General features: G+C 71.4%; 21 protein-coding genes, 1 tRNA gene and 1 pseudogene. 9 read left to right on the top strand and 14 right to left on the bottom strand.

Features of this window, described 5'->3' with window-relative positions; all coding sequences use genetic code 11:
• The first annotated feature begins 20 nt into the window (after window positions 1-20).
• The 5 genes from ACZ5VQ_RS08145 (at window position 21) to ACZ5VQ_RS08125 (ending at window position 3,420) form a co-directional block, all read left to right on the top strand.
• Window positions 21-638: a helix-turn-helix domain-containing protein gene (locus ACZ5VQ_RS08145; RefSeq protein ID WP_469104194.1), complete on the top strand. Its 618-nt coding sequence runs from the start codon at window positions 21-23 to the stop codon at window positions 636-638.
• A complete protein-coding gene (locus ACZ5VQ_RS08140) occupies window positions 635-1,186 on the top strand; it encodes a GNAT family N-acetyltransferase (RefSeq protein ID WP_469104193.1) in 552 nt (183 codons plus the stop codon). Before ACZ5VQ_RS08145 ends, ACZ5VQ_RS08140 begins: the two co-directional genes overlap by 4 nt.
• Window positions 1,187-1,283: 97 nt before the next feature.
• Entirely contained in the window at window positions 1,284-1,643 is a 360-nt protein-coding gene (locus tag ACZ5VQ_RS08135) for an MmcQ/YjbR family DNA-binding protein (RefSeq protein WP_469104192.1), read from the top strand.
• A gap of 191 nt (window positions 1,644-1,834) precedes the next feature.
• Window positions 1,835-2,050 (top strand): hypothetical protein, encoded by a 216-nt coding sequence (locus ACZ5VQ_RS08130; RefSeq protein WP_469104191.1) that lies wholly within the window; start codon window positions 1,835-1,837, stop codon window positions 2,048-2,050.
• Complete coding sequence (locus tag ACZ5VQ_RS08125; protein WP_469104190.1) at window positions 2,047-3,420, top strand: MFS transporter; 1,374 nt, start codon at window positions 2,047-2,049, stop codon at window positions 3,418-3,420. The genes ACZ5VQ_RS08130 and ACZ5VQ_RS08125 overlap by 4 nt, the downstream gene beginning before the upstream one ends.
• A 21-nt stretch (window positions 3,421-3,441) precedes the next feature.
• Here ACZ5VQ_RS08125 and ACZ5VQ_RS08120 read toward each other — a convergent pair whose 3' ends face one another.
• Complete coding sequence (locus ACZ5VQ_RS08120; RefSeq protein WP_362073046.1) at window positions 3,442-4,356, bottom strand: transketolase family protein; 915 nt, start codon at window positions 4,354-4,356, stop codon at window positions 3,442-3,444.
• Between the two features lie 40 nt (window positions 4,357-4,396).
• Complete coding sequence (locus tag ACZ5VQ_RS08115; RefSeq protein WP_469104189.1) at window positions 4,397-5,101, bottom strand: transketolase; 705 nt, start codon at window positions 5,099-5,101, stop codon at window positions 4,397-4,399.
• A gap of 140 nt (window positions 5,102-5,241) precedes the next feature.
• Here ACZ5VQ_RS08115 and ACZ5VQ_RS08110 point away from each other — a divergent pair.
• Window positions 5,242-5,318 (top strand) — tRNA-Pro (locus ACZ5VQ_RS08110).
• 238 nt (window positions 5,319-5,556) lie between these two features.
• On the opposite strand, the gene ACZ5VQ_RS08105 is transcribed toward ACZ5VQ_RS08110, so the two are convergent.
• The 3 genes from ACZ5VQ_RS08105 to ACZ5VQ_RS08095 are packed head-to-tail and all read right to left on the bottom strand — an operon-like array spanning window position 5,557 to window position 7,543.
• The gene (locus tag ACZ5VQ_RS08105) at window positions 5,557-6,429 is read right to left on the bottom strand and encodes a haloalkane dehalogenase (RefSeq protein WP_469104188.1); all 873 of its coding nucleotides are present in this window, start codon (window positions 6,427-6,429) and stop codon (window positions 5,557-5,559) included.
• 32 nt (window positions 6,430-6,461) lie between these two features.
• Window positions 6,462-6,866 (bottom strand): pyridoxamine 5'-phosphate oxidase family protein, encoded by a 405-nt coding sequence (locus ACZ5VQ_RS08100; protein WP_469104187.1) that lies wholly within the window; start codon window positions 6,864-6,866, stop codon window positions 6,462-6,464.
• Window positions 6,863-7,543 carry an NAD(P)-dependent oxidoreductase gene (locus tag ACZ5VQ_RS08095; RefSeq protein WP_469104186.1) on the bottom strand — a complete coding sequence of 227 codons (681 nt, stop codon included), beginning with the start codon at window positions 7,541-7,543 and terminating at the stop codon, window positions 6,863-6,865. The genes ACZ5VQ_RS08100 and ACZ5VQ_RS08095 overlap by 4 nt, the downstream gene beginning before the upstream one ends.
• Here ACZ5VQ_RS08095 and ACZ5VQ_RS08090 point away from each other — a divergent pair.
• Window positions 7,506-8,168: a TetR/AcrR family transcriptional regulator gene (locus ACZ5VQ_RS08090; protein WP_469104185.1), complete on the top strand. Its 663-nt coding sequence runs from the start codon at window positions 7,506-7,508 to the stop codon at window positions 8,166-8,168. The two genes, ACZ5VQ_RS08095 and ACZ5VQ_RS08090, sit on opposite strands and share 38 nt — an antisense overlap.
• A 58-nt stretch (window positions 8,169-8,226) precedes the next feature.
• On the opposite strand, the gene ACZ5VQ_RS08085 is transcribed toward ACZ5VQ_RS08090, so the two are convergent.
• Window positions 8,227-9,582 carry an outer membrane protein assembly factor BamB family protein gene (locus ACZ5VQ_RS08085; protein ID WP_469104184.1) on the bottom strand — a complete coding sequence of 452 codons (1,356 nt, stop codon included), beginning with the start codon at window positions 9,580-9,582 and terminating at the stop codon, window positions 8,227-8,229.
• Window positions 9,579-10,127: a SigE family RNA polymerase sigma factor gene (locus ACZ5VQ_RS08080; protein WP_362072943.1), complete on the bottom strand. Its 549-nt coding sequence runs from the start codon at window positions 10,125-10,127 to the stop codon at window positions 9,579-9,581. Before ACZ5VQ_RS08080 ends, ACZ5VQ_RS08085 begins: the two co-directional genes overlap by 4 nt.
• A 192-nt stretch (window positions 10,128-10,319) precedes the next feature.
• On the opposite strand from ACZ5VQ_RS08080, the gene ACZ5VQ_RS08075 reads away from it, so the two are divergent.
• Window positions 10,320-11,522 (top strand): cytochrome P450 family protein, encoded by a 1,203-nt coding sequence (locus ACZ5VQ_RS08075; RefSeq protein ID WP_469104183.1) that lies wholly within the window; start codon window positions 10,320-10,322, stop codon window positions 11,520-11,522.
• Here the strand turns inward: ACZ5VQ_RS08075 and ACZ5VQ_RS08070 are convergent.
• The 5 genes from ACZ5VQ_RS08070 to ACZ5VQ_RS08050 form a co-directional block, all read right to left on the bottom strand.
• Window positions 11,488-11,907 carry a TOBE domain-containing protein gene (locus ACZ5VQ_RS08070; RefSeq protein WP_362072937.1) on the bottom strand — a complete coding sequence of 140 codons (420 nt, stop codon included), beginning with the start codon at window positions 11,905-11,907 and terminating at the stop codon, window positions 11,488-11,490. The genes ACZ5VQ_RS08075 and ACZ5VQ_RS08070 overlap by 35 nt on opposite strands.
• Window positions 11,908-12,019: 112 nt before the next feature.
• Window positions 12,020-13,132: an ABC transporter ATP-binding protein gene (locus ACZ5VQ_RS08065; protein WP_469104182.1), complete on the bottom strand. Its 1,113-nt coding sequence runs from the start codon at window positions 13,130-13,132 to the stop codon at window positions 12,020-12,022.
• A complete protein-coding gene (locus ACZ5VQ_RS08060; RefSeq protein ID WP_469104181.1) occupies window positions 13,129-14,001 on the bottom strand; it encodes an ABC transporter permease in 873 nt (290 codons plus the stop codon). Before ACZ5VQ_RS08060 ends, ACZ5VQ_RS08065 begins: the two co-directional genes overlap by 4 nt.
• The gene (gene modA, locus ACZ5VQ_RS08055; RefSeq protein ID WP_469104573.1) at window positions 13,998-14,822 is read right to left on the bottom strand and encodes a molybdate ABC transporter substrate-binding protein; all 825 of its coding nucleotides are present in this window, start codon (window positions 14,820-14,822) and stop codon (window positions 13,998-14,000) included. The genes ACZ5VQ_RS08060 and modA overlap by 4 nt, the downstream gene beginning before the upstream one ends.
• A gap of 51 nt (window positions 14,823-14,873) precedes the next feature.
• Window positions 14,874-15,260, bottom strand: a complete 387-nt coding sequence (locus ACZ5VQ_RS08050; RefSeq protein ID WP_469104180.1) for a TOBE domain-containing protein — start codon at window positions 15,258-15,260, stop codon at window positions 14,874-14,876.
• A 242-nt stretch (window positions 15,261-15,502) separates the two neighbouring features.
• On the opposite strand from ACZ5VQ_RS08050, the pseudogene ACZ5VQ_RS08045 reads away from it, so the two are divergent.
• Window positions 15,503-15,766: pseudogene (locus ACZ5VQ_RS08045) on the top strand (glutamine amidotransferase-related protein); the annotation flags it as partial.
• A 427-nt stretch (window positions 15,767-16,193) separates the two neighbouring features.
• Here the strand turns inward: ACZ5VQ_RS08045 and ACZ5VQ_RS08040 are convergent.
• Window positions 16,194-17,039, bottom strand: a complete 846-nt coding sequence (locus tag ACZ5VQ_RS08040) for an SCO2400 family protein (RefSeq protein WP_469104179.1) — start codon at window positions 17,037-17,039, stop codon at window positions 16,194-16,196.
• 193 nt (window positions 17,040-17,232) lie between these two features.
• Window positions 17,233-17,403, bottom strand: a complete 171-nt coding sequence (locus ACZ5VQ_RS08035; protein ID WP_200402108.1) for a hypothetical protein — start codon at window positions 17,401-17,403, stop codon at window positions 17,233-17,235.
• Window positions 17,404-17,457: the final 54 nt, after the last annotated feature.

Raw genomic sequence — 17,457 nt, 5'->3', positions numbered from 1 at the left:
CGGCGGACACTCCGTTTCGTATGTGGGATAGCATCCCGAATGTGAGACGTGATGGAGATGCTGACCCGGAGGTCGGTGGACCGGACCCCGTCGATACCCGTCTCGGCGCGCGACTGGCCGAGCTGCGGGCCGAACGAGGCTGGTCCCTGGGCGAGTTGGCAGAGCGCAGCGGGGTGAGCCGGTCGACCCTGTCCCGGGCCGAGCGCGCGGAGATCAGCCCCACGGCCTCGCTGCTGAACCGCCTGTGCGGCGTCTACGGCCGCACGATGTCGCAGCTGCTCAGCGAGGTCGAGGCCGAGCCCGCCCTGCTGGTACGGGCCGCCGACCAGGCCGTGTGGGAGGACAGGGCATCCGGCTTCGTACGCCGCTCCGTGTCCCCGCCGCATGCCGGGCTGCGCGGCGAACTCGTCGAGGGGCGGCTCGCGGCCGGCGCGGACATCGCGTACGACCGGCCGCCCGTACCCGGCCTCGAACAGCACATCTGGGTGCTCGACGGGCGGCTGGAGGTCACGGCCCAGGACACCGGGCACCGGCTCGACGCGGGCGACTGCCTGCGGTTGCGGGTGTGGGGGCCGACACGCTTCCGGTGCACCGGCCCCGAGGACGCGCGCTACGTGCTGGCGGTGGTGCTGCCATGACCACCGTCGTCCGGCTGACGGCCGACCAACTCCTTCGATCCGTCGATGAATTGGCCGGCCTGCTGACCGACACCGTCAACGGGGGAGCGTCGGTCGGATTCCTCGCCCCGCTCGACCGCACCGCCGCCGTCGGCTGGTGGCGGGGGCGGGCCGACGTGCTCGCGGAGGGCGGTCTCGCCGTGTGGGCCGCGTACGCGCGGGGCCGGATCGTCGGCACCGTCGGCCTGGCCTTCCCGGACAAGCCCAACAGCAGTCACCGCGCCGAGGTGGTGAAGCTGATGGTGCACAGGGAGGGGCGAGGAAAGGGACTTGGACGTGCGCTGCTCGCGGCGGCCGAACGCGCCGCTGCCGAGGCGGGTGTGACCCTGCTCAACCTGGACACCGAGACGGACAGCCCGGCCGAGTCCCTCTACCGGTCGGCGGGTTGGACCCGGGCGGGTGTCATACCCGACTACGCACGGACGCCCGGCGGGGTGCTTCGTCCGACAACGATCTTCTACAAGTACGTGGTGGCGGCCGAGGGTTCGGAGTCTGCTCCGAGTCGTTGACCGCCTCGCTCGCGGCGGGTGGTCGCACCGGCTCTCAGAGGCGCCTGAACCGGCTCTCAGCAGGTGGTTGTCAGTGGCATTGGCTACGGTGCTTTCCATGCAGGATGCCGAAGACGTACGCCGAATCTGCCTCTCTCTGCCGGACACGACGGAGAAGATCGCCTGGAGCATGCCCACCTTCCGGGTCGCGGGGAAGATGTTCGCCACGCTGCCCGAGGAGGAGACCTCCATCGCCGTGCGCTGCCCCAAGGAGGAGCGCGACGAGTTGGTGCTGGCCGAGCCTGGGAAGTTCTGGATCGCCGACCACGAGGCGGGCTTCGCCTGGGTGCGTGTGCGGCTCGCGGTCCTTGAGGACTCGGACGAGTTGCGTGACATCCTCGCGGACTCCTGGCGGCAGGCGGCTCCGACCCGACTGCTGGAGTCCTACCCGGAATTGGGGCTTCCGGCGGATGGGTGACGGCTGACGGCTGATGACCGAGGGGCGTTGTCAGTGCCGCGTGGCATGATCCGAAGGCGGGTGGGGAGCCCGGCGCGGAGGGGCGCGGTGGTCCCGTCGAGGGGTCGATCGGTCGGTGGGGGAGGGGTGTGTGGGGATGGCTGGGGGCGGGGTGTCCTCGGGCGGGGTGCCGTCGTCGGGGGAGGGCGGGGGTGCCGGTGGCCGTGGCGTTGGTGTCGGAGGGCGTGGCGCGGGCGCGGGTCACCGTGACGCGGGTGCCGACCATCATGATCCGGGTGGCGGTCACCGGGATGGGGACGGCGGTCACCGTGGCGCGGGTGGCAGTGGCCGCGATGTCGGTGGCAGTCACCGTGGCGGCGGGGCCGGTCATCGTGACGTCGGCGGTGGGACCGGTCGTCGTGATGTGAGTGACGGCGCCGGGTCCCGGAAGGTCTGGTCGCGGGATTTCGGACTGTTCTTCACCGCGCGGGCCGTCGCCAAGCTGGGCGACACGATGTTGCCGGTGGCGCTGGCGGCGGGACTGCTGCAGCACGGCTACGGGGTGGGAGCCGTCGGCCTGGCCATGGCCGCTTCGGCCGCCTGCTTCGCGGGTCTGGTGATCTTCGGCGGGGTCTTCGCCGACCGGTTCAGCACCCGTCTGCTGATGATCGGTGCCGATGTGGTGAGGCTGGGCAGCCAGTCCGTCGCCGCCACGCTGTTCTTCACCGGCCACGTGGTGCTCTGGCAGATCTGTGCGATCGGCGCGGTCAACGGCGCGGCGGCCGCGATCTTCGAGCCCGGTGTCGCCAGCACGGTCCCTCGGCTCGCCACCGACGTCCAGGCGGCCAACGGCGCCATACGGGTCGCGGAGTCCACGGCCCAACTGGCGGGCCCCGCGCTCGCCGGCCTGCTGGTCGCCTTCGCCTCACCCGGCGGAGTCTTCGCGGCCCACGCCACGACATACGCTCTGAGCGCCCTGTGTCTCCTGCTGCTCCGACTGCCTCCGGCCGACCCCGACCACCGGGCCCGCACCAACGGCTTCGGGGCCGATCTCGTCCAGGGCTGGCGGGAGTTCAGATCACGTACGTGGCTCTGGGGCGTGATCGTCATCTGGTGCGTCCTGATGATCTCCGTCTGGGGGCCGACGGTTCCGCTGGTCGCGACGGAGGTCGTCCAGGAGCACGGGCCGCGCGCCTACGGCCTGGTCAACTCCGCCCTCGGCGCGGGCACGGTCATAGGCGGCCTGATCGCACTGCGCCTGCGTCCTCGGCACATGCTTCGCGCGGGCTCACTCGCCCTCTTCTCCTTCGCCTGCTTCCCGGCCGCCGTCGGAGCGGGCTTCGGAGTGGCGACGATGGCGGCCGGTGCGGCGATAGCGGGCGCGGGCCTGTCGTTCTGGGGCGTCATGTGGGCGACCAGCGTGCAGACCCAGGTCCCGCCCGAGGCCCTCAACCGCATCCACGCCTACGACATCGCCGGCTCCCTGGCCATGATGCCGGTCGGCCAGGCACTGGCCGGCCCGGCCGCGGCGGCCCTCGGCGCGGACAACGTCCTCCTCGTGGCCGGCGCCATGACCCTCGTCGTGGCGACGGCGCTGCTCTCGGTGCCCGCGATACGGGGGCTGGTGCGGGCCGAGGCGCCGACGTCGCGGTCGCTGTCGCTGTCGCACGGGTCGGCGGGGGGCACCGCCCGACCCACGCGGACCGGCGGAGCAAACAGCCACGGGGACAGACGACAAGGGAACGGACCGGGTGATGGACAAGGAAAGAGACAGACGTGCGGCGGCGGTAAGAGCTGAGACCCGGCCGAGGAGCCAGGTCTACGCGCTGACCCGCGTCGCCCCCAGGAACCCACCGATCCGTTCCCGCAACGACCCGGCGTCCAGCCCGTGCGCGGTCACGTGCTCCTCGATCTGTCCGTAGCGGCGCAGCTCGCGACGGCCGACTCCGAGGCCGAGGACACGGTGCGGCAGGTCCGCGAGGGCGTCGTTCGCGGCCGCCGTCGACGTGCCGGCCAGGTATGGCTCGACGAGGACGACGTCGGTCCCGGCCGCCTCGGTGGCCCGGCGCAGCGCGGCCGAGTCGAAGGGGCGCACAGTCGTGCCGTACAGCACGGTGGCGTCGAGGCCCTCGGTGGCGGCGAGCACCGCGTCGAGCATCGGCCCGACCGCGACGACCACGCCGGCCCGGCCCTCGCGGACGGTGTGGAAGCGGGCTCCGTCGACGGCGAGGGCTTCGGCGTTCGACTGCACGGACAGTCGTACGTACACCTTGTCGTCGCCCGCCGCGACGGCGTGCCGCAGGAGCGTCTCGGCCTCGTCCGGGTGGCCCGGGACATGGACCGTCCAGCCGTCGAGCGTGTCCAGCAGGGCGATGTCGCCGGGTGCCATGTGGGTGTAGCCGCCCGAGGGCCAGTCGAAGGACGCGGAGGCGCTGACCAGCACCGCTCCCACGTCCTGGTGCCCGAGGTCCAGCTTGACCTGTTCGAAGGGCCGCTCGACGAGGAAGCTGGCGAAGGTGTGTACCACGGGCCGCAGCCCGGTGAGCGCAAGGCCCGCGCCCGCCCCGACCAGCAACTGCTCCCGGATGCCGACGTTGATCACGCGGTCCGGATGCCGGTCCCGCGCCTCCTCGAACCCGGCCAGACCGATCTCGGCCAGGACGACCGCGACGCGCGGATCCTCGTCGAGCAGCCGTGAGACGACGGGGGCGAAGCGGTCACGCATGGTGTCCATGGGGAAAGTCCTCCGTTGTGGGAGTGGGAGCCGGACCGGCTCAGACGGTCTTCGGCTCCACCTGGGCGACGACCACGCGCGGCCGTCCCGGGTGAGGAGCGGTGAAGGCGGCGTACAGGGCGTCGTGATCCCGTCCGTCGACGGTCTCGGCGGACCAGCCCGCGGCCTCGAAGCGCGCGGCGATCCCGCCGGGGAGCGCGTAACTGGCGGAGGAGTTGTCGATCACGACGGTGTGCAGCTGGTCGAGCCCGGCCGGACCGGCGTACGCGATGGCCTCGTGGTTGCTGCCCTCGTCCAGTTCGGCGTCCCCGACCAGCACCCACACGCGCGGGTCGTTCTGTCCTTGGGCGCGCAGGCCCAGCGCCGTGCCGACCGCGATCGGCAGCCCGTGCCCGAGCGAACCGCTGCCGATCTCGGCACCCGGTACGAGCACGCGGTCCGGATGGTGACCGAGCGGCGACTCGTACGAGCCGAACCCCGGCAGCCAGTCGACCGGAACGAAGCCCTTCGCGGCGAGTACCGCGTAGTAGGCCATCGGCCCGTGCCCCTTGGACAGCAGGAACCGGTCCCGTTCCGGATCGTCGGCCCGCTCCGGCGTCACCCGCATGACCCGGTCGTAGAGCACCCAGAGCGCGTCGAGCGTGGAAGTCGCCGCCGGTCCGTGCTTCTCGTCCCCGCTCATCAGCCCCATCAGGCCGGGCAGGTCCGCATACTCGTAGCCGCGTTTCAGCGTTGTCGTCGTCATACGGACGATCGTGCGACCTCAATCAAGGTTGAGGTCAAGTGGCGATCGCCGGGACAAAAGGAGTGCGCGACCACCGACCCGAGTGCGGTATTGTTTCCGTGCGCGTTCAGCCAGGGGAAACCCCAGGTCACAACGGGCAACGGGACGTGGCGCAGCTTGGTAGCGCACTTGACTGGGGGTCAAGGGGTCGCAGGTTCAAATCCTGTCGTCCCGACCAGCTTTTTGCAGGTCGGAGGCCGTTCTCTCGATTGTGGGAGGGCGGCTTCTCGCGTTCCTGGAGGGCGCGGGGTCACCCCCGCGTCCGCAGGGGTGGTCCCGTCATGGACTTCCGGGCCCGCCGCGGACTGACCTGCTCCTCGCACGCGAGGATGGCCCGAACGACCTGGATGTCCGAAGCCATCCAGCGGCAGTGCAGCCGGCCGGGGGACGGTCGGCAGCGTCGTGGTCGAGGACGCCTACCGGCGTGCAAGTCCGTGGCGGTCGGCCCAGGCGTCGATCGCTGCGGCCAGCTCCTCGGGGCGGTCCTCCGGGGAGTGGTGGCCGGCGAGGCCGTGGCGGGAGACCTCCAGGCCGGCGATGTTCTCCTCGCACCAGGCCACGGCCCCTTGGTCGGTCATCGCGCCCGGGCCGGGCTCGAACGCGGCGAGCAGCTTGGGGACTTCGGGGCCGGCGGCCAGCCAGGCGTCGTAGTGCTCGACGCGGGCCACGATGTCGGCAGGCTCGCCGTCCAGCGGCATCATGCGCGTCCACGCCAGTACCGGGCGGCGGCTGTGCGGTGTCGGGAAGGGGCGGCGGTAGGCCTCCAGGTCGGCGGGGTCGAGCGGGGTGGCGAGCGTGTCCGGGAGTCCTTCGATGAACATGGACTTCTCCAGGATCATCTCCTCGCCCACTCCGGGGGTGCGCAGGAGGGTGAACAACTCCCGTCCGGCCGAGGGGAATTCGTCACCGACCAGCGGCTTGACGATCGTCTCGGTGAAGGCGAGGCCGCGGACGTGGCCCGGGAGGCGGGCGGCGCGGTCGAAGGCGAGCGCGCCGCCCCAGTCGTGGCCGACGAGGACGGCCTCGGCGAGGCCGAGGGCGTCGAACCAGGCGTCGAGGTAGCGGGCGTGGTCGTCGAAGGAGTAGGCGAGGTCGGGTTTGCCGGAGTCGCCCATGCCGATGAGATCGGGGGCGAGAAGGCGGCGACCGGGCGCGGCCACACGCGGCAGGACGTTCCGCCACAGGTGGGAGGAGGTGGGGTTGCCGTGGAGGAAGACGAACGGCAGACCGTTGGGGTCGCCGGACTCGCGGTAGTGGAGAGTGGAATCGAGGACGGGGAGGTGGGGCACGGCGGTGTCACTTCGCCTTCTTCGAGGGGGACTCAGAGGTTGAGGCTCAGGACTCGGTCGACGGCGATGTCGACGACGACCAGGTCCAGCGGGGCGGGCGGGGCCGTGCGGTAGCGGACGGTGTAGCGGCGGACCGCCTCGGCCAGGCGCGCGGGGTCGTCGGTGACGGTGGCCCGGCCTTCGAGGGTGACCCAGCGGAAGCCGTCCGCCTGGCAGAGCGCGACAGGGGCCGGCGGGCCCCCCGTCGCCACGTTCCGGGCCTTGCGCGCTCCTGCCCGGGTGGTCACTCGGATCAGGCCGGTGACCGCGTCAAAGGTGAAGCGGACAGGGGTGACATGCGGGGTGCCGTCGGGGCGGAGGGTGGTGAGGGTGGCCGTGCGGGGGCGAGTGAGGAACATCCTTGTAGCGGGCGGGAGTTCGACGGTCGCCCGGCTCATTTCTTCTTCACGCCCTCGTTCCAGATCAGCTTGGCGATGTTCGGCTTCACGGCCGTGGTGATGACACCCATGGCCGTACGGACGTACCGCCGCTCCTCCAACTCGCGCAGCATGCTTGAGGCGAGGTCGGCACGGGCGGTGAAAACGCCGTCGGCACTGGTCTCGGCGGTGTGGTAGTCCGTGACGACGGGGTGCTCGAAGAGGCCTGAGGGCCGGACGAAGGTCCAGTCGAGGTCCGTCCGACGGATCACCGCCTCCATGCGGCGCATGTCCTCGTGGAGGGTGCGGCCGAGGCGTCGGTTCACCAGCGGGTCGAGCACATGATTGAAGAAGTGCGCGCCCGTGGGACGCCAGTGCGGGTCGGCGATGCTGGAGCTCACGGCGAGCAACCGCTTGATGCCGTGGCGGGCCATGGCCCCGGTGATGGCCGTGGCGCTCGCCGAGTACGTGCTGATGGTCTCCTTGCTGAAACGCGCGCCCAGTACGGAGAGGACGGCGTCCGTCCCCTCGATCACGACGTCGACAGCCGCCGGGTCGGTGGCGTCGGCGACGGCCACAGCGAGACCGGGCCGCGCGGGGAGGGAGCCGGGGCGGCGAGTCACGGCGACGACCTCGTGGCCGGCGGCGAGGGCCTGGCCGGTGTGGCGGAATAACTCCGCCCCTGCCCCCGCCCGCACCCGAGGCCGCCCCCGCGGCAACCCGCCGACCCGCGACTCGATCGTCTCGGCGGCCCGGGCGCTCTTCCTGGAGCGCGGCTACCGGGGCACCACTCTGCGCGCGGTGGCCGGAGCCGCCGGGGTCGACCCGGCGCTGATCGCGTACCACTTCGGCTCGAAGAAAAGCCTGTTCGCGGACGTGATGCAGTTCCAGTGCGCCAATGCGCTGGCGGTGGACGACGTCCTCGGCGGCGACCCGGCCACCCTCCCCGACCGCCTGATCGACGCGGTGACGAACCTGTGGGAGGACGCTGACTTCGTACAGCTCACCACCCAGGGCGACGAGGCTGCCGAGGTGATCCGCGAATACCTGGAACGCGAACTGCTGGCCCGGCTTGTTGAATTTCTCGGCGGCCGGGACGCAACCGCCCGCGCCACGGCCGTGGTCACGATCCTCGGCGGCCTCATCTACACCCGCTACCTCAACCCGCTCCCGACCCCCGCCGCCCTCACCCCCTCCGAGACCCGCCACGTCCTCACCCCGGCGCTGCGCGCGGCACTGACCCCGAGACCGCGCACCGCGGCAACCACCGGAGCGGGCCGTCGGGGCTCGCCGGCCTCCGGTGGAGGAGCCGTCAGGCCTTGACGAGCAGTAGGTGCCGTCGGCCGGGGCAGCGTTGCCGCCCCGGCCGACGGTCGTTCGGTCAGTCCCCGATCCGTGGCAGCAGGGAGACGATCTTGCTGCCGTTCCGGGCGATCAGGACGTCCTCGTAGAGCAGGAGTTGGGGCGTGTCGCCGAAGGCGGGACCCGGCTCCTGGTCGCCGGTGTCGGCGTGGCCGCGCCAGATCTGTTCACCCGTGCGCAGATTGAGGCCCGACAGGCCTCCGTTCGGGCCGACGAAGTACACGACCCCTTGCCCCGCCGACACCACGGGTGCCGCGAGGCCCGTAATCGTCTCCTTGTCGGGCATCTTGACGCCCACCGGGACGGTCCACAGGGTCTTTCCCGTGGACAGCGAGTAGGCCGAGGCCTTGCCCTGCCAGGACACGGAGATCAGAAGATCACCGACGATGTCCGAGTTGGCCGGCTCTCCCCCGATCCGGTAGGAGTGCGAGGTCTGCTTACCGGAGCCGCTGACGGTGGTCAGCCGCAGGTCCTTGTCGTCCGCGTTCTTCGCCGCGATCAGGACCATCCGGTCGCCCGAGGTCCCGACGAGCTGCTGCCTGCCGGGCATGGTCACGACCTTCTCGGCGCTTCCCGTGGCGGGATCGAGACGGAAGATGTCGGTGTCGTCCGGCTCCTCGGTGTCCTGGTTGCACAGGAGATAGGGCACCCCGCTCAGCACCGTCCGCTGGCACACGATCCCCTTGTCCCATGTGTGGCGCCACTTCTCCTCACCGGTCAGCGGATCGAGGGCCGACATGGTGCGGAGCGACGGGGTGTTCGCCAGGACCGCGCCGTCGATGAGCATGGCGGCCTGGTCGGTGCGGTCGTCCTGCGGCATCTCGGCCGTCCACACCACCTTGCCGGTGTCGGCGTGCAGCGCCATCAGATCCGTACCGCCGATGTAGTCGCCGTTCGGCTCCTTGTCCGCGGTGTGATTGCGGTAGGCGTAGACAATGCCGTCCCGCACGGCGAACGCGTGGTCGGGCCCGTCGCCTTCGCGATTGACCTTGACGGTCCACAGCCGCTTGCCGGTGTTGGCGTCGAACTTCGCGACGTCGTACTTGGACCCGCTGCAGTACAGCGCGGAACCCTCCACCAGGCAGCCCCGCTCGCCGGCGCCCCGGATGTCGCTCTGCCACGGCTTCCAGCCCTCCGGTGACGCCGCCGGACGCACAGGGTGGTCCCGCTCGGCCGCACCGCCGCCCCCGAAGCCGAACACCGCCCCCACGGTGATCGCCGCAACGGCCACCGCCGCCCCCGCGGCCTGCGAGAAGCGCCGCCGGCTTCGCCGTCGCACCACCGTTTCGGCCAGGTCCCCGGGCGCCCGCACCCGGTCCAGGGCGACCGCGCGCAGTGTCTCCCGGACCTTCTCCTCCACCTGCTCCGTCGTCATCCCTGGACCTCCTTCGGCGTGTAACCGAGTGACTGCACCTGTTCCGCAGGACTTTCGGGCCCGAGCTCCGGTACGAGCAGCCGGAGCTTGGCGAGCGACCGGTACGCCGTACTGCGCACCGTGCCGACCGGGCATCTCAGCAGCGCCGCGACCTCGGCCTCCGGCAGGTCCTCGAAGTAACGCAGTACGACCACGGCCCGCTGCCGTTTCGTCAGTTTTCCGAGCGCCGCCCACAGAGCGATCCGCAGTTCGGAGTCCGATTCGGTGCCGGCGTCGCCGGACTCGGGCAGCACGGGCACCGTCGTCTCGGCACGGTGCCTGCGCAGCCGCCAGCGGTTGACCTGCTGGCGGTACATGACCTGGCGGACGTACGCCTCGGGCTGCTCGATGTGAGCCCAGCGCCCGTAGGCCTTCATCAGCGCGATCTGCAGCAGATCCTCCGCGGCATGCCGGTCCCCGCCGGTGAGCAGCACCGCGAGCTGCAGCAGCGCGGTGGAGCGCATCGCTACGAACTCCCGGAACTCGTCGTGACTTGTGGCCTCCATCGACCCTCCCCTTCTCGCAACCACCACGACGTGATGGGCCGCCCGTCGCTATCCCTCAGCGAGCGAGGTTGTGTGTTCGCACATGCCGTCGCCCCCGCCGGCACCCCTGCCGTCACTCCAGCCTTCGCCCAGGGCAAGATCGCACGTACCGTCACTGACGAACCGAAGACCCTCGGGAATGGAGCCGCAAGCGTGACCGACCCGTTGCGGGACCCGCGGTTCTTCGCCGACCCGTACCCGACCTACGCCCGGCTGCGAGACGCGGCGCCGGTGCAGAAGGTGCCCACCGGTTCGGGCGGGCGCCACAGCTACCTCGTCACGGGGTACGCGGAGGCCCGGGAGGCATTCGCCGATCCTCGGCTCTCGAAGAACACCACGCGGTTCTTCGCCGGCCGGCCGTCGCAGCGCGATCTCCATCCGGCCGTCTCCCGGAACATGCTCGCCACCGACCCTCCGCAGCACGCACGGCTGCGGGCTCTGGTGACGAAGGCGTTCACCACCGGGGCCGTCGCGCGGTTACGGCCCTATATCGCCGGCCTGGTCGACGAGTTGCTCGACGACTGGCCGGAGCACGGACCGGTGGACCTTGTCGCGAGTCTCACCGTCCCTCTGCCGGTCACCGTCATCTGCGAGATGTTGGGGGTGCCCGAGTCCGACCGGCGGCTCGTGCGCACCTGGTCGAGTGATCTGTTCGCCGCCGGAGACCCCCGACGGATCGACGCCGCCTCACATGCCATCGGCGGCTACATGACCGATCTCGTCGCCTCCGGACGCAGCTCGCCCGGCGAGAGTCTGCTCGACGACCTCATCGCCGTACGCGACGGCCAGGACCGGCTGACCGAGGACGAACTCGTCTCGCTCGCCGTGCTCCTGCTCGTGGCCGGCCACGAGACCACCACCAACTTCATCGGCAACGCGGCCCTGGCGCTTCTCCAACACCCGGAGTCCCTCGCGCGGTTGAGAGCCGAGCCGCAGCTCCTCGGGAGGGCGCTGGACGAGTTGCTGCGCTTCGACTCGCCTGTCGGGATCGCCACGTTCCGCTACAGCACCGAAGCGTTCACGCTCGGCGGGACCGTGATCCCCGAAGGCGTTCCGGTACTCATCGCTCCCGGCGCCGCCAACCGCGACCCGAACCGATTTCCCGGTCCGGACCAGCTCGATCTCGACCGCGGTGCCACCGGACACCTGGCCTTCGGCCACGGAATCCACAGATGTCTTGGAGCACCCCTCGCGCGAGCCGAAGGCGAACTCGCACTCCGGGCGGTCATTTCCCGCTTCGCCGACATTCGGCCGGCGGTTCCCGCAGAGGAACTGCAATGGCGGCACACGCGATTGACGCGTGGCCTCACGTCCCTGCCTCTCACCTGGTCGCGAGGGACACCTCGGTCGACTTGATGAGGGCGACGACGGCGGTACCGGTCCCCAGGCCGAGGTCGGTGACGGCGTCCTTCGTGATCGCAGACGTCAGGTTCGCGCCGTCGACGCTCACCTTCACGGACGCCATGGCGCCGCCCGTGGCGATGCCGGTGACCGTGCCAGGGAGCCGGTTGCGGATGGACAGGCCGTCCACCGAGCCGGTGGCCAGCGAGATCTCGGTGGACTTCACCAGGGCGCGTACGGCGGAACCCTCGGCGAGACCGAGTTCCTCCACGGCCTCCGAGGTGATCGCCGCGGTGAGGTCCTGCCCGCCGTCGAGACGCACCTTGACGGTCGCCATGGCCTCGCCCGGGGTGATGGCGGTGACGGTGCCGGGGAGCTGGTTGCGGATGCTCAGACTCATGACGGGATGCCTCACAGACTGCTTGGTGAATATGCCCCATTTTGGGGTGACTGTGGGTTTCACCGTAGCCGGGTGGGGCGACGGATGCCGTGCGATGTCGTGCCGTGCCGCCTCAGGCCGGGTACGCATGGGTCTGGGCCGCCTTGACCGTCGCCCAGACCGTGGCTCCGGGGTGGAGGTCGAGTTCGGCGGCGGCGACGGTGGTGAGGTCGGCGGCGAGGGGGAGTTCGCCGGTGAGGTCGGCCCGGATCTGGTCGCCGTGGGTCTCCATGCCGGCGACCTCGCACTGCCAGAGGTTGCGGGCGCTGGAGCCGGTGGGGCGGTCCCGGTAGAGGGTGACCGCGCTCGGTGGGTAGGCGACGAAGACCGGGCCCGTCAGATCCTCCGTGGTGGTGATCGACGGGCCGTCGTCCACGTGGACCGTGTGGCCTTCGGCCCGTCCCTTGTAGAGGTTCAGGCCGACCAGATGCGCGATGTAGTCCGTGCGCGGGTGGCGTGCGATGTCGGCGGGGGTGCCCTCCTGGACGATGCGGCCGTCCTCGATGACGACGAGGCGGTCGGCCAGAACCATGGCGTCGAGCGGGTCGTGCGTGACGAGTACGGCGACGGCCTCGAACTCGGCCAGGTGGCGGCGGAGTTGGGTCCGTACCTCCAGGCGGGTGCGGGCGTCGAGGGCGGCGAGGGGTTCGTCGAGGAGGAGCAGGCGGGGGTTGGTGGCGAGGGCGCGGGCGAGGGCGATGCGCTGGGCCTGACCACCGGAGAGACGGCGGGGCTTGGCGTCGGCATGCTCGGCGAGGCCCATCCGCTCCAGCCACTGGGCGGCCTGGGTGCGGGCCTCCGCCTTGGTCGCACCGTGGCAGCGCGGGCCGAAGGCCACGTTGTCCAGGGCCGTGAGGTGCGGGAAGAGCAAGTAGTCCTGGAAGACGACACCGACGGGGCGCGACTCGGGCGGAGTACGCTCCAACGCCGCACCGTCCAGGCGGAGACGGCCGCCGGTGAGCGGTGTCAGGCCGGCCAGGGCGCGCAGGGCCGTGGTCTTTCCGGCGCCGTTGGGGCCCAGCAGCGCGACGACGTCGCCGGGCGCGGCGGTCAGCGCCACGTCGAGCCGGAACGAGCCGCGCTCGACGACCAGATGGGCGTCCAGCCCCGTCGGAGCGGGGCCGGGGCCGCCCGTGGCCTCGTACGCGGACTGCTCGGCTTTCTCGGTCTTCTCGGTGTGGGTCATGAGGCGGTCATCCAGCGATCGCGCAGCCCGGCCAGGACCGCGACGGACACGGCGAGCAGCACCAGGCTGAGGGCGATGGCCGCCTCCGGGTCGCTCTGCAGGGCCAGGTAGACGGCCAGCGGCATGGTCTGCGTACGGCCGGGGAAATTGCCGGCGAAGGTGATCGTCGCGCCGAACTCGCCGAGCGCCCGTGCCCAGGCCAGGACCGCGCCCGCCGCGATGCCGGGCGCGATCAGCGGGAGCGTGACGCGGCGGAAGGCGGTGAAGCGGGAGGCGCCGAGTGTGGCGGCCGCCTCCTCGTAGCGGGGGTCGGCGGCGCGCAGGGTGCCCTCGACGCTGATGACCAGGAACGGCATCGCCACGAACGCCTCGGCGACGACGACACCGGTGGTGGTGAACGGCAGCGTGATCCCGAACCACGCGTCCAGCCACTGCCCGACGATGCCGTTGCGGCCCAGCGCCATCAGCAGTGCCACACCGCCCACCACCGGGGGCAGGACGAGCGGCAGCGTGACCAGAGCCCGTACGAGGCCGCGCCCGGGGAACTCGACCCGGGCCAGCAGCCAGGCCAGCGGCACCCCGATCACCAGGCTCACCGCGGTCGCCGCAGTGGCGCACAGCAGGGACAGCTTCAGCGCCTGCCAGACCTCGGGGCTGGTCAGCTGGTCCGGCAGGCTGTGCCAGGGGGTGCGGACCAGCAGGGCGATCAGCGGCAGCACCAGGAACGCCAGGCCCAGCAGCGCGGGCACCAGCAGGGGCAGCGGTACGCCCCGGCCGAAGCCCGTCCGGGTGCGCCCGCGCCGTGGCCCACCCCGGAGGGTGTCGGCCGCGGCGGCGGACTTGTCGGGTGCGTCGGTCGGGAAGGTCACGGCTTGAGGAACCCGGCCTCGGTCAGGACCTTCTGGCCGTCGGCGGACTGCACGAGCGCGATGAACGCCTTGGCCGCCTCGGCGTTGGGCGCGTCCTTGAGCCGGACGATCGGGTAGCCGTTGATGGCGTCGGCCGATTCGGGGAAGTCCACGCCCTCCACCTTGTCACCGGCGGCGTTCACATCGGTCTTGTAGACGACGGCCGCGTCGGCCTCCTTGAGCTCGACCTTGGTCAGGGCGGCTTTGACGTCCTGCTCGTACGAGACCGGTGTGAGCTTGAGCTTGCTGGCGTCGAGCGCCTTCTGGGCGGCGGCCCCGCACGGCACGGTCTTGTCGCAGAGGACGACCTTCAGGCCCGACTTGGTGAGGTCCTTGAGAGAGGCGATCTTGTCCGGGTTGCCGGGCAGGGTGGCGATCTCCAGCTGATTGCGGACGAAGGTGGCGGGCGTCCCCGACGCGTCGCCCTTGTCCGTGACGATCGCCATCGTCTTGGGGCTGGCGGAGGCGAACACGTCGGCCGGGGCGCCGCCGGTGATGCTCGCGGCGAGAGAGTCGCTGCCGCCGAAGCTGAAGGTGACCTTCGTGCCGGGGTGCTCCTGCTCGAACTCCTTGCCCAGCGCGGTGAAGCTCTCCTTGAGAGAGGCCGCGGCGAACACGGTCACCGTGCCGGACAGCTTCGGGGACGAGGACGCCGACGCGGAGGAGCCGGACTCCGTCGACGAGTCGTCCGAGGAGGAGCAGGCGCTCAGGGCCAGCAACGCGGCGGCTCCCGCACCGGCCACCTGCAGGGTCCGGCGGGTCCGGCGCGCGGAACGAGTCATCACGGATCTGCTCCCTTTGTCACATGACGAAGAATCCACCGCGGGACCCTTCTACGGTCTCTCGACGACCACGTTGGTCGACTTGATCACGGCAACCGCCGGAACACCGGGCTCCGGCTTCAACTCCTCAGCCGACTCGCGGCTGACCAGGGACACCACCCGGAACGGTCCCGCCTGGATCTCCACCTGCGCGGACACGTCTCCGAGGATCACGTCCGTGACGATGCCGGAGAGGCGGTTGCGGGCCGAGGAGCCGGCGTTCTCCCGGTCCGTGCGGTGCAACTGCCTGGCATAGGCGGCGAGGACCGGCCCGGGGATGATCCGGCGGCCCATCCCGTCGCGTTCGGCGGCGAGTTTCCCACCGTCGACCAGGCGCCTCACGGTGTCGGCGCTGACACCGAGCAGGGCGACGGCGTCCCCGATCCGGTAGGTGTGCATGCGCCGATGATACTGCCGCAAATACAAGGCGAAAGCCTACTGTCTCATTGCATGAGCCGGATCATTTATTCACGGGGCTGGAATGTGCGTTTGTACGAGACGGCTGCCCGGGTACGGTCGTCCGGGAGGTGGGAGGAGCCCGGTGAGTCCTATGGCAGCAGGCGGGCGTCCTGGTCGTCGAGCACGTACGGCGCGAGGGGCCGTACGCCATCGGCGCGGCCCTGGAAGCCGTCGGGCTGCCGGTGCGGGTGTGCCGGACCTGGGTCGGTGACCCGGTACCGGACACCCTCGCCGGAGCGGTGGCGCTCGTGGTGATGGGCGGGCCGACGGCGGCGTACGAGGACTTCACCGGCCGCGCGGCCGAACCGGCGTTGCCGCGTGCCGCGCCGGCCGCCGAGGTGCCGGTGCTCGGGGTGTGCCTGGGGGCGCGGCTGCTTGCGGTGGCGGCCGGTGGCAGGGCCCGTCCGGGGGAGGCGGGAGCGCGGATCGGCCGGGGCGAGCACCGGACGGGCCGGGACGCGCGCACCGACCCCCTATTCGCCGGCGCCCCCGAACGGCTCCGGGTCCCGCACCGCACGGCGACACCATGGACCTCCCGGCCTGGGCGACGCTGCTGGCCTCCTGCGACCGCTGTCGCGTGCAGGCGTTCCGGATCGGGGGTGCGGCCTGGGGGCTCCAGTTCCACCCGGAGGTGGACAAGGCCGCCGTCGACACCTTCGCCGCGGCCCTTCCCGAGGAGGCGGCCACCGCGCCGCGCCTGCGCGAGTCCGCCGCCGCGGAACCGGGTGACAGGCGCGCGTCCTCGGGTCGGCGACGACGAACGGATCGTGCAGCGGCATGTCGGGAAGGCGCATCGGTTCGCTCTCGGCCACGGCCGAAGAATAGGTCGGCGGGCGCCGGGCGCGGTCGGGGAGCCTGGCTGGTTCGACGCCGTCAGCCGAGGCACACCACCAGCAGGCAGATCTGCGACGGCGAAGTCGCGGTCGGCGCGGGGCTCGTCGTCTGCGGCGGCTGTGAACTCGGCTCGGTGGCCGAGGGCGTGGACGTCTGACCGGTCTGCGCCTCGTTGCGGTCGGAGACCGTGTCCTCGGGGGTGGGCGAGGCCGGGGACGTCGTCTGCGGCCGAGGGGTCGACTCCGGCGTCGTGCGCGGCGGGGCGGCCGAGTCGGGTTGAAGGTTCGAGGGCGTGCTGTGGGGCGGGGCGGCGGTGCGCTGCCGACTGGGGCGCTCGGGCGCGGAGGACGTGGGGGAGGACGCGCCGCTGTCGGGCCGTGTCCTGCTCGGCTGCGTGTAAGGCGTAGACGGTCCGTCCGCGGTGTCCGTGTCCGCGCCGGCGGACTCCGGTGCCGTGGCAGCCTGTGCCCGGTCACCGGACTGCTGGTCCATCACGGACACCGTCAGGCCGCCTCCGACGAGTGCGACGGCGGTCGCCACCACGGCCCGGCGCTGGTTCTTCTTCCAGCGGGCCCGCTGACGACGCCGTGCCGCCCGTCCCTGCGGGGCGGACGGCACGGGTGCGAGGTCGTCGCCCGGGTCGGTCCGCGGGTACTCGCTCAAGGCCGCCGTGATCGCCGCCCCGTCCGCGGCGTGCGGTCGGCCGTCGTGCCACGCGTCGGAGGAGGCGGCTTCCCATACGGGCTCGGTGCGCGACCCCGTCGAGGTGGCCGCAGAGGTGTGGCCGTCGGCGGTGATCGGGGCGATGTCCGGGGCGTAGGCACCGCACCCGGGACACACCAGGGCGCCGTTGAGATGCCGGCGGCAGGAGGTGCAGTAGTCCATCTGGGGTCTTCCTGGGTTGACGCACCGTCGACCCTCCGGGCCGCGGCCCGGGCACGTTCGTACGTGGGATCGAGCGGCCTGCAACGCTAACGAGGCTTTCGAAGGACTGTGTGCAGTCTGTGTGAGACTCCTGCGCGGGTTCTCCGGGGGGTCTGTGGGTTACAGCGGTGCGCTGCGCCCGGCCGGAGCGGGCTCACCGGGGACCGTGTTCCGGCTGAACCCCTTCGTGTCCGTTGAGTGCTTCGGTCATCTGGCGCTGCGTCTGCTCGGCCACCGCACGAGCTTCCTCCACGACGTCACCGCGCTCGCGCACCAGGCTCTCGTAGACCGGCAGATGGTCGTTTCGGGTGGAGCTGGATATCACAGGGCTGGTCCTTCTGTGTGTCGTACCCGGATGAACGAGCGGTGTCGATACGCG

Source organism: Streptomyces sp. NPDC033178 (assembly GCF_055577685.1).
The sequence above is the reverse complement of the archived record's forward strand: the minus strand, read 5'-3'. Positions and strand labels throughout refer to the sequence as shown.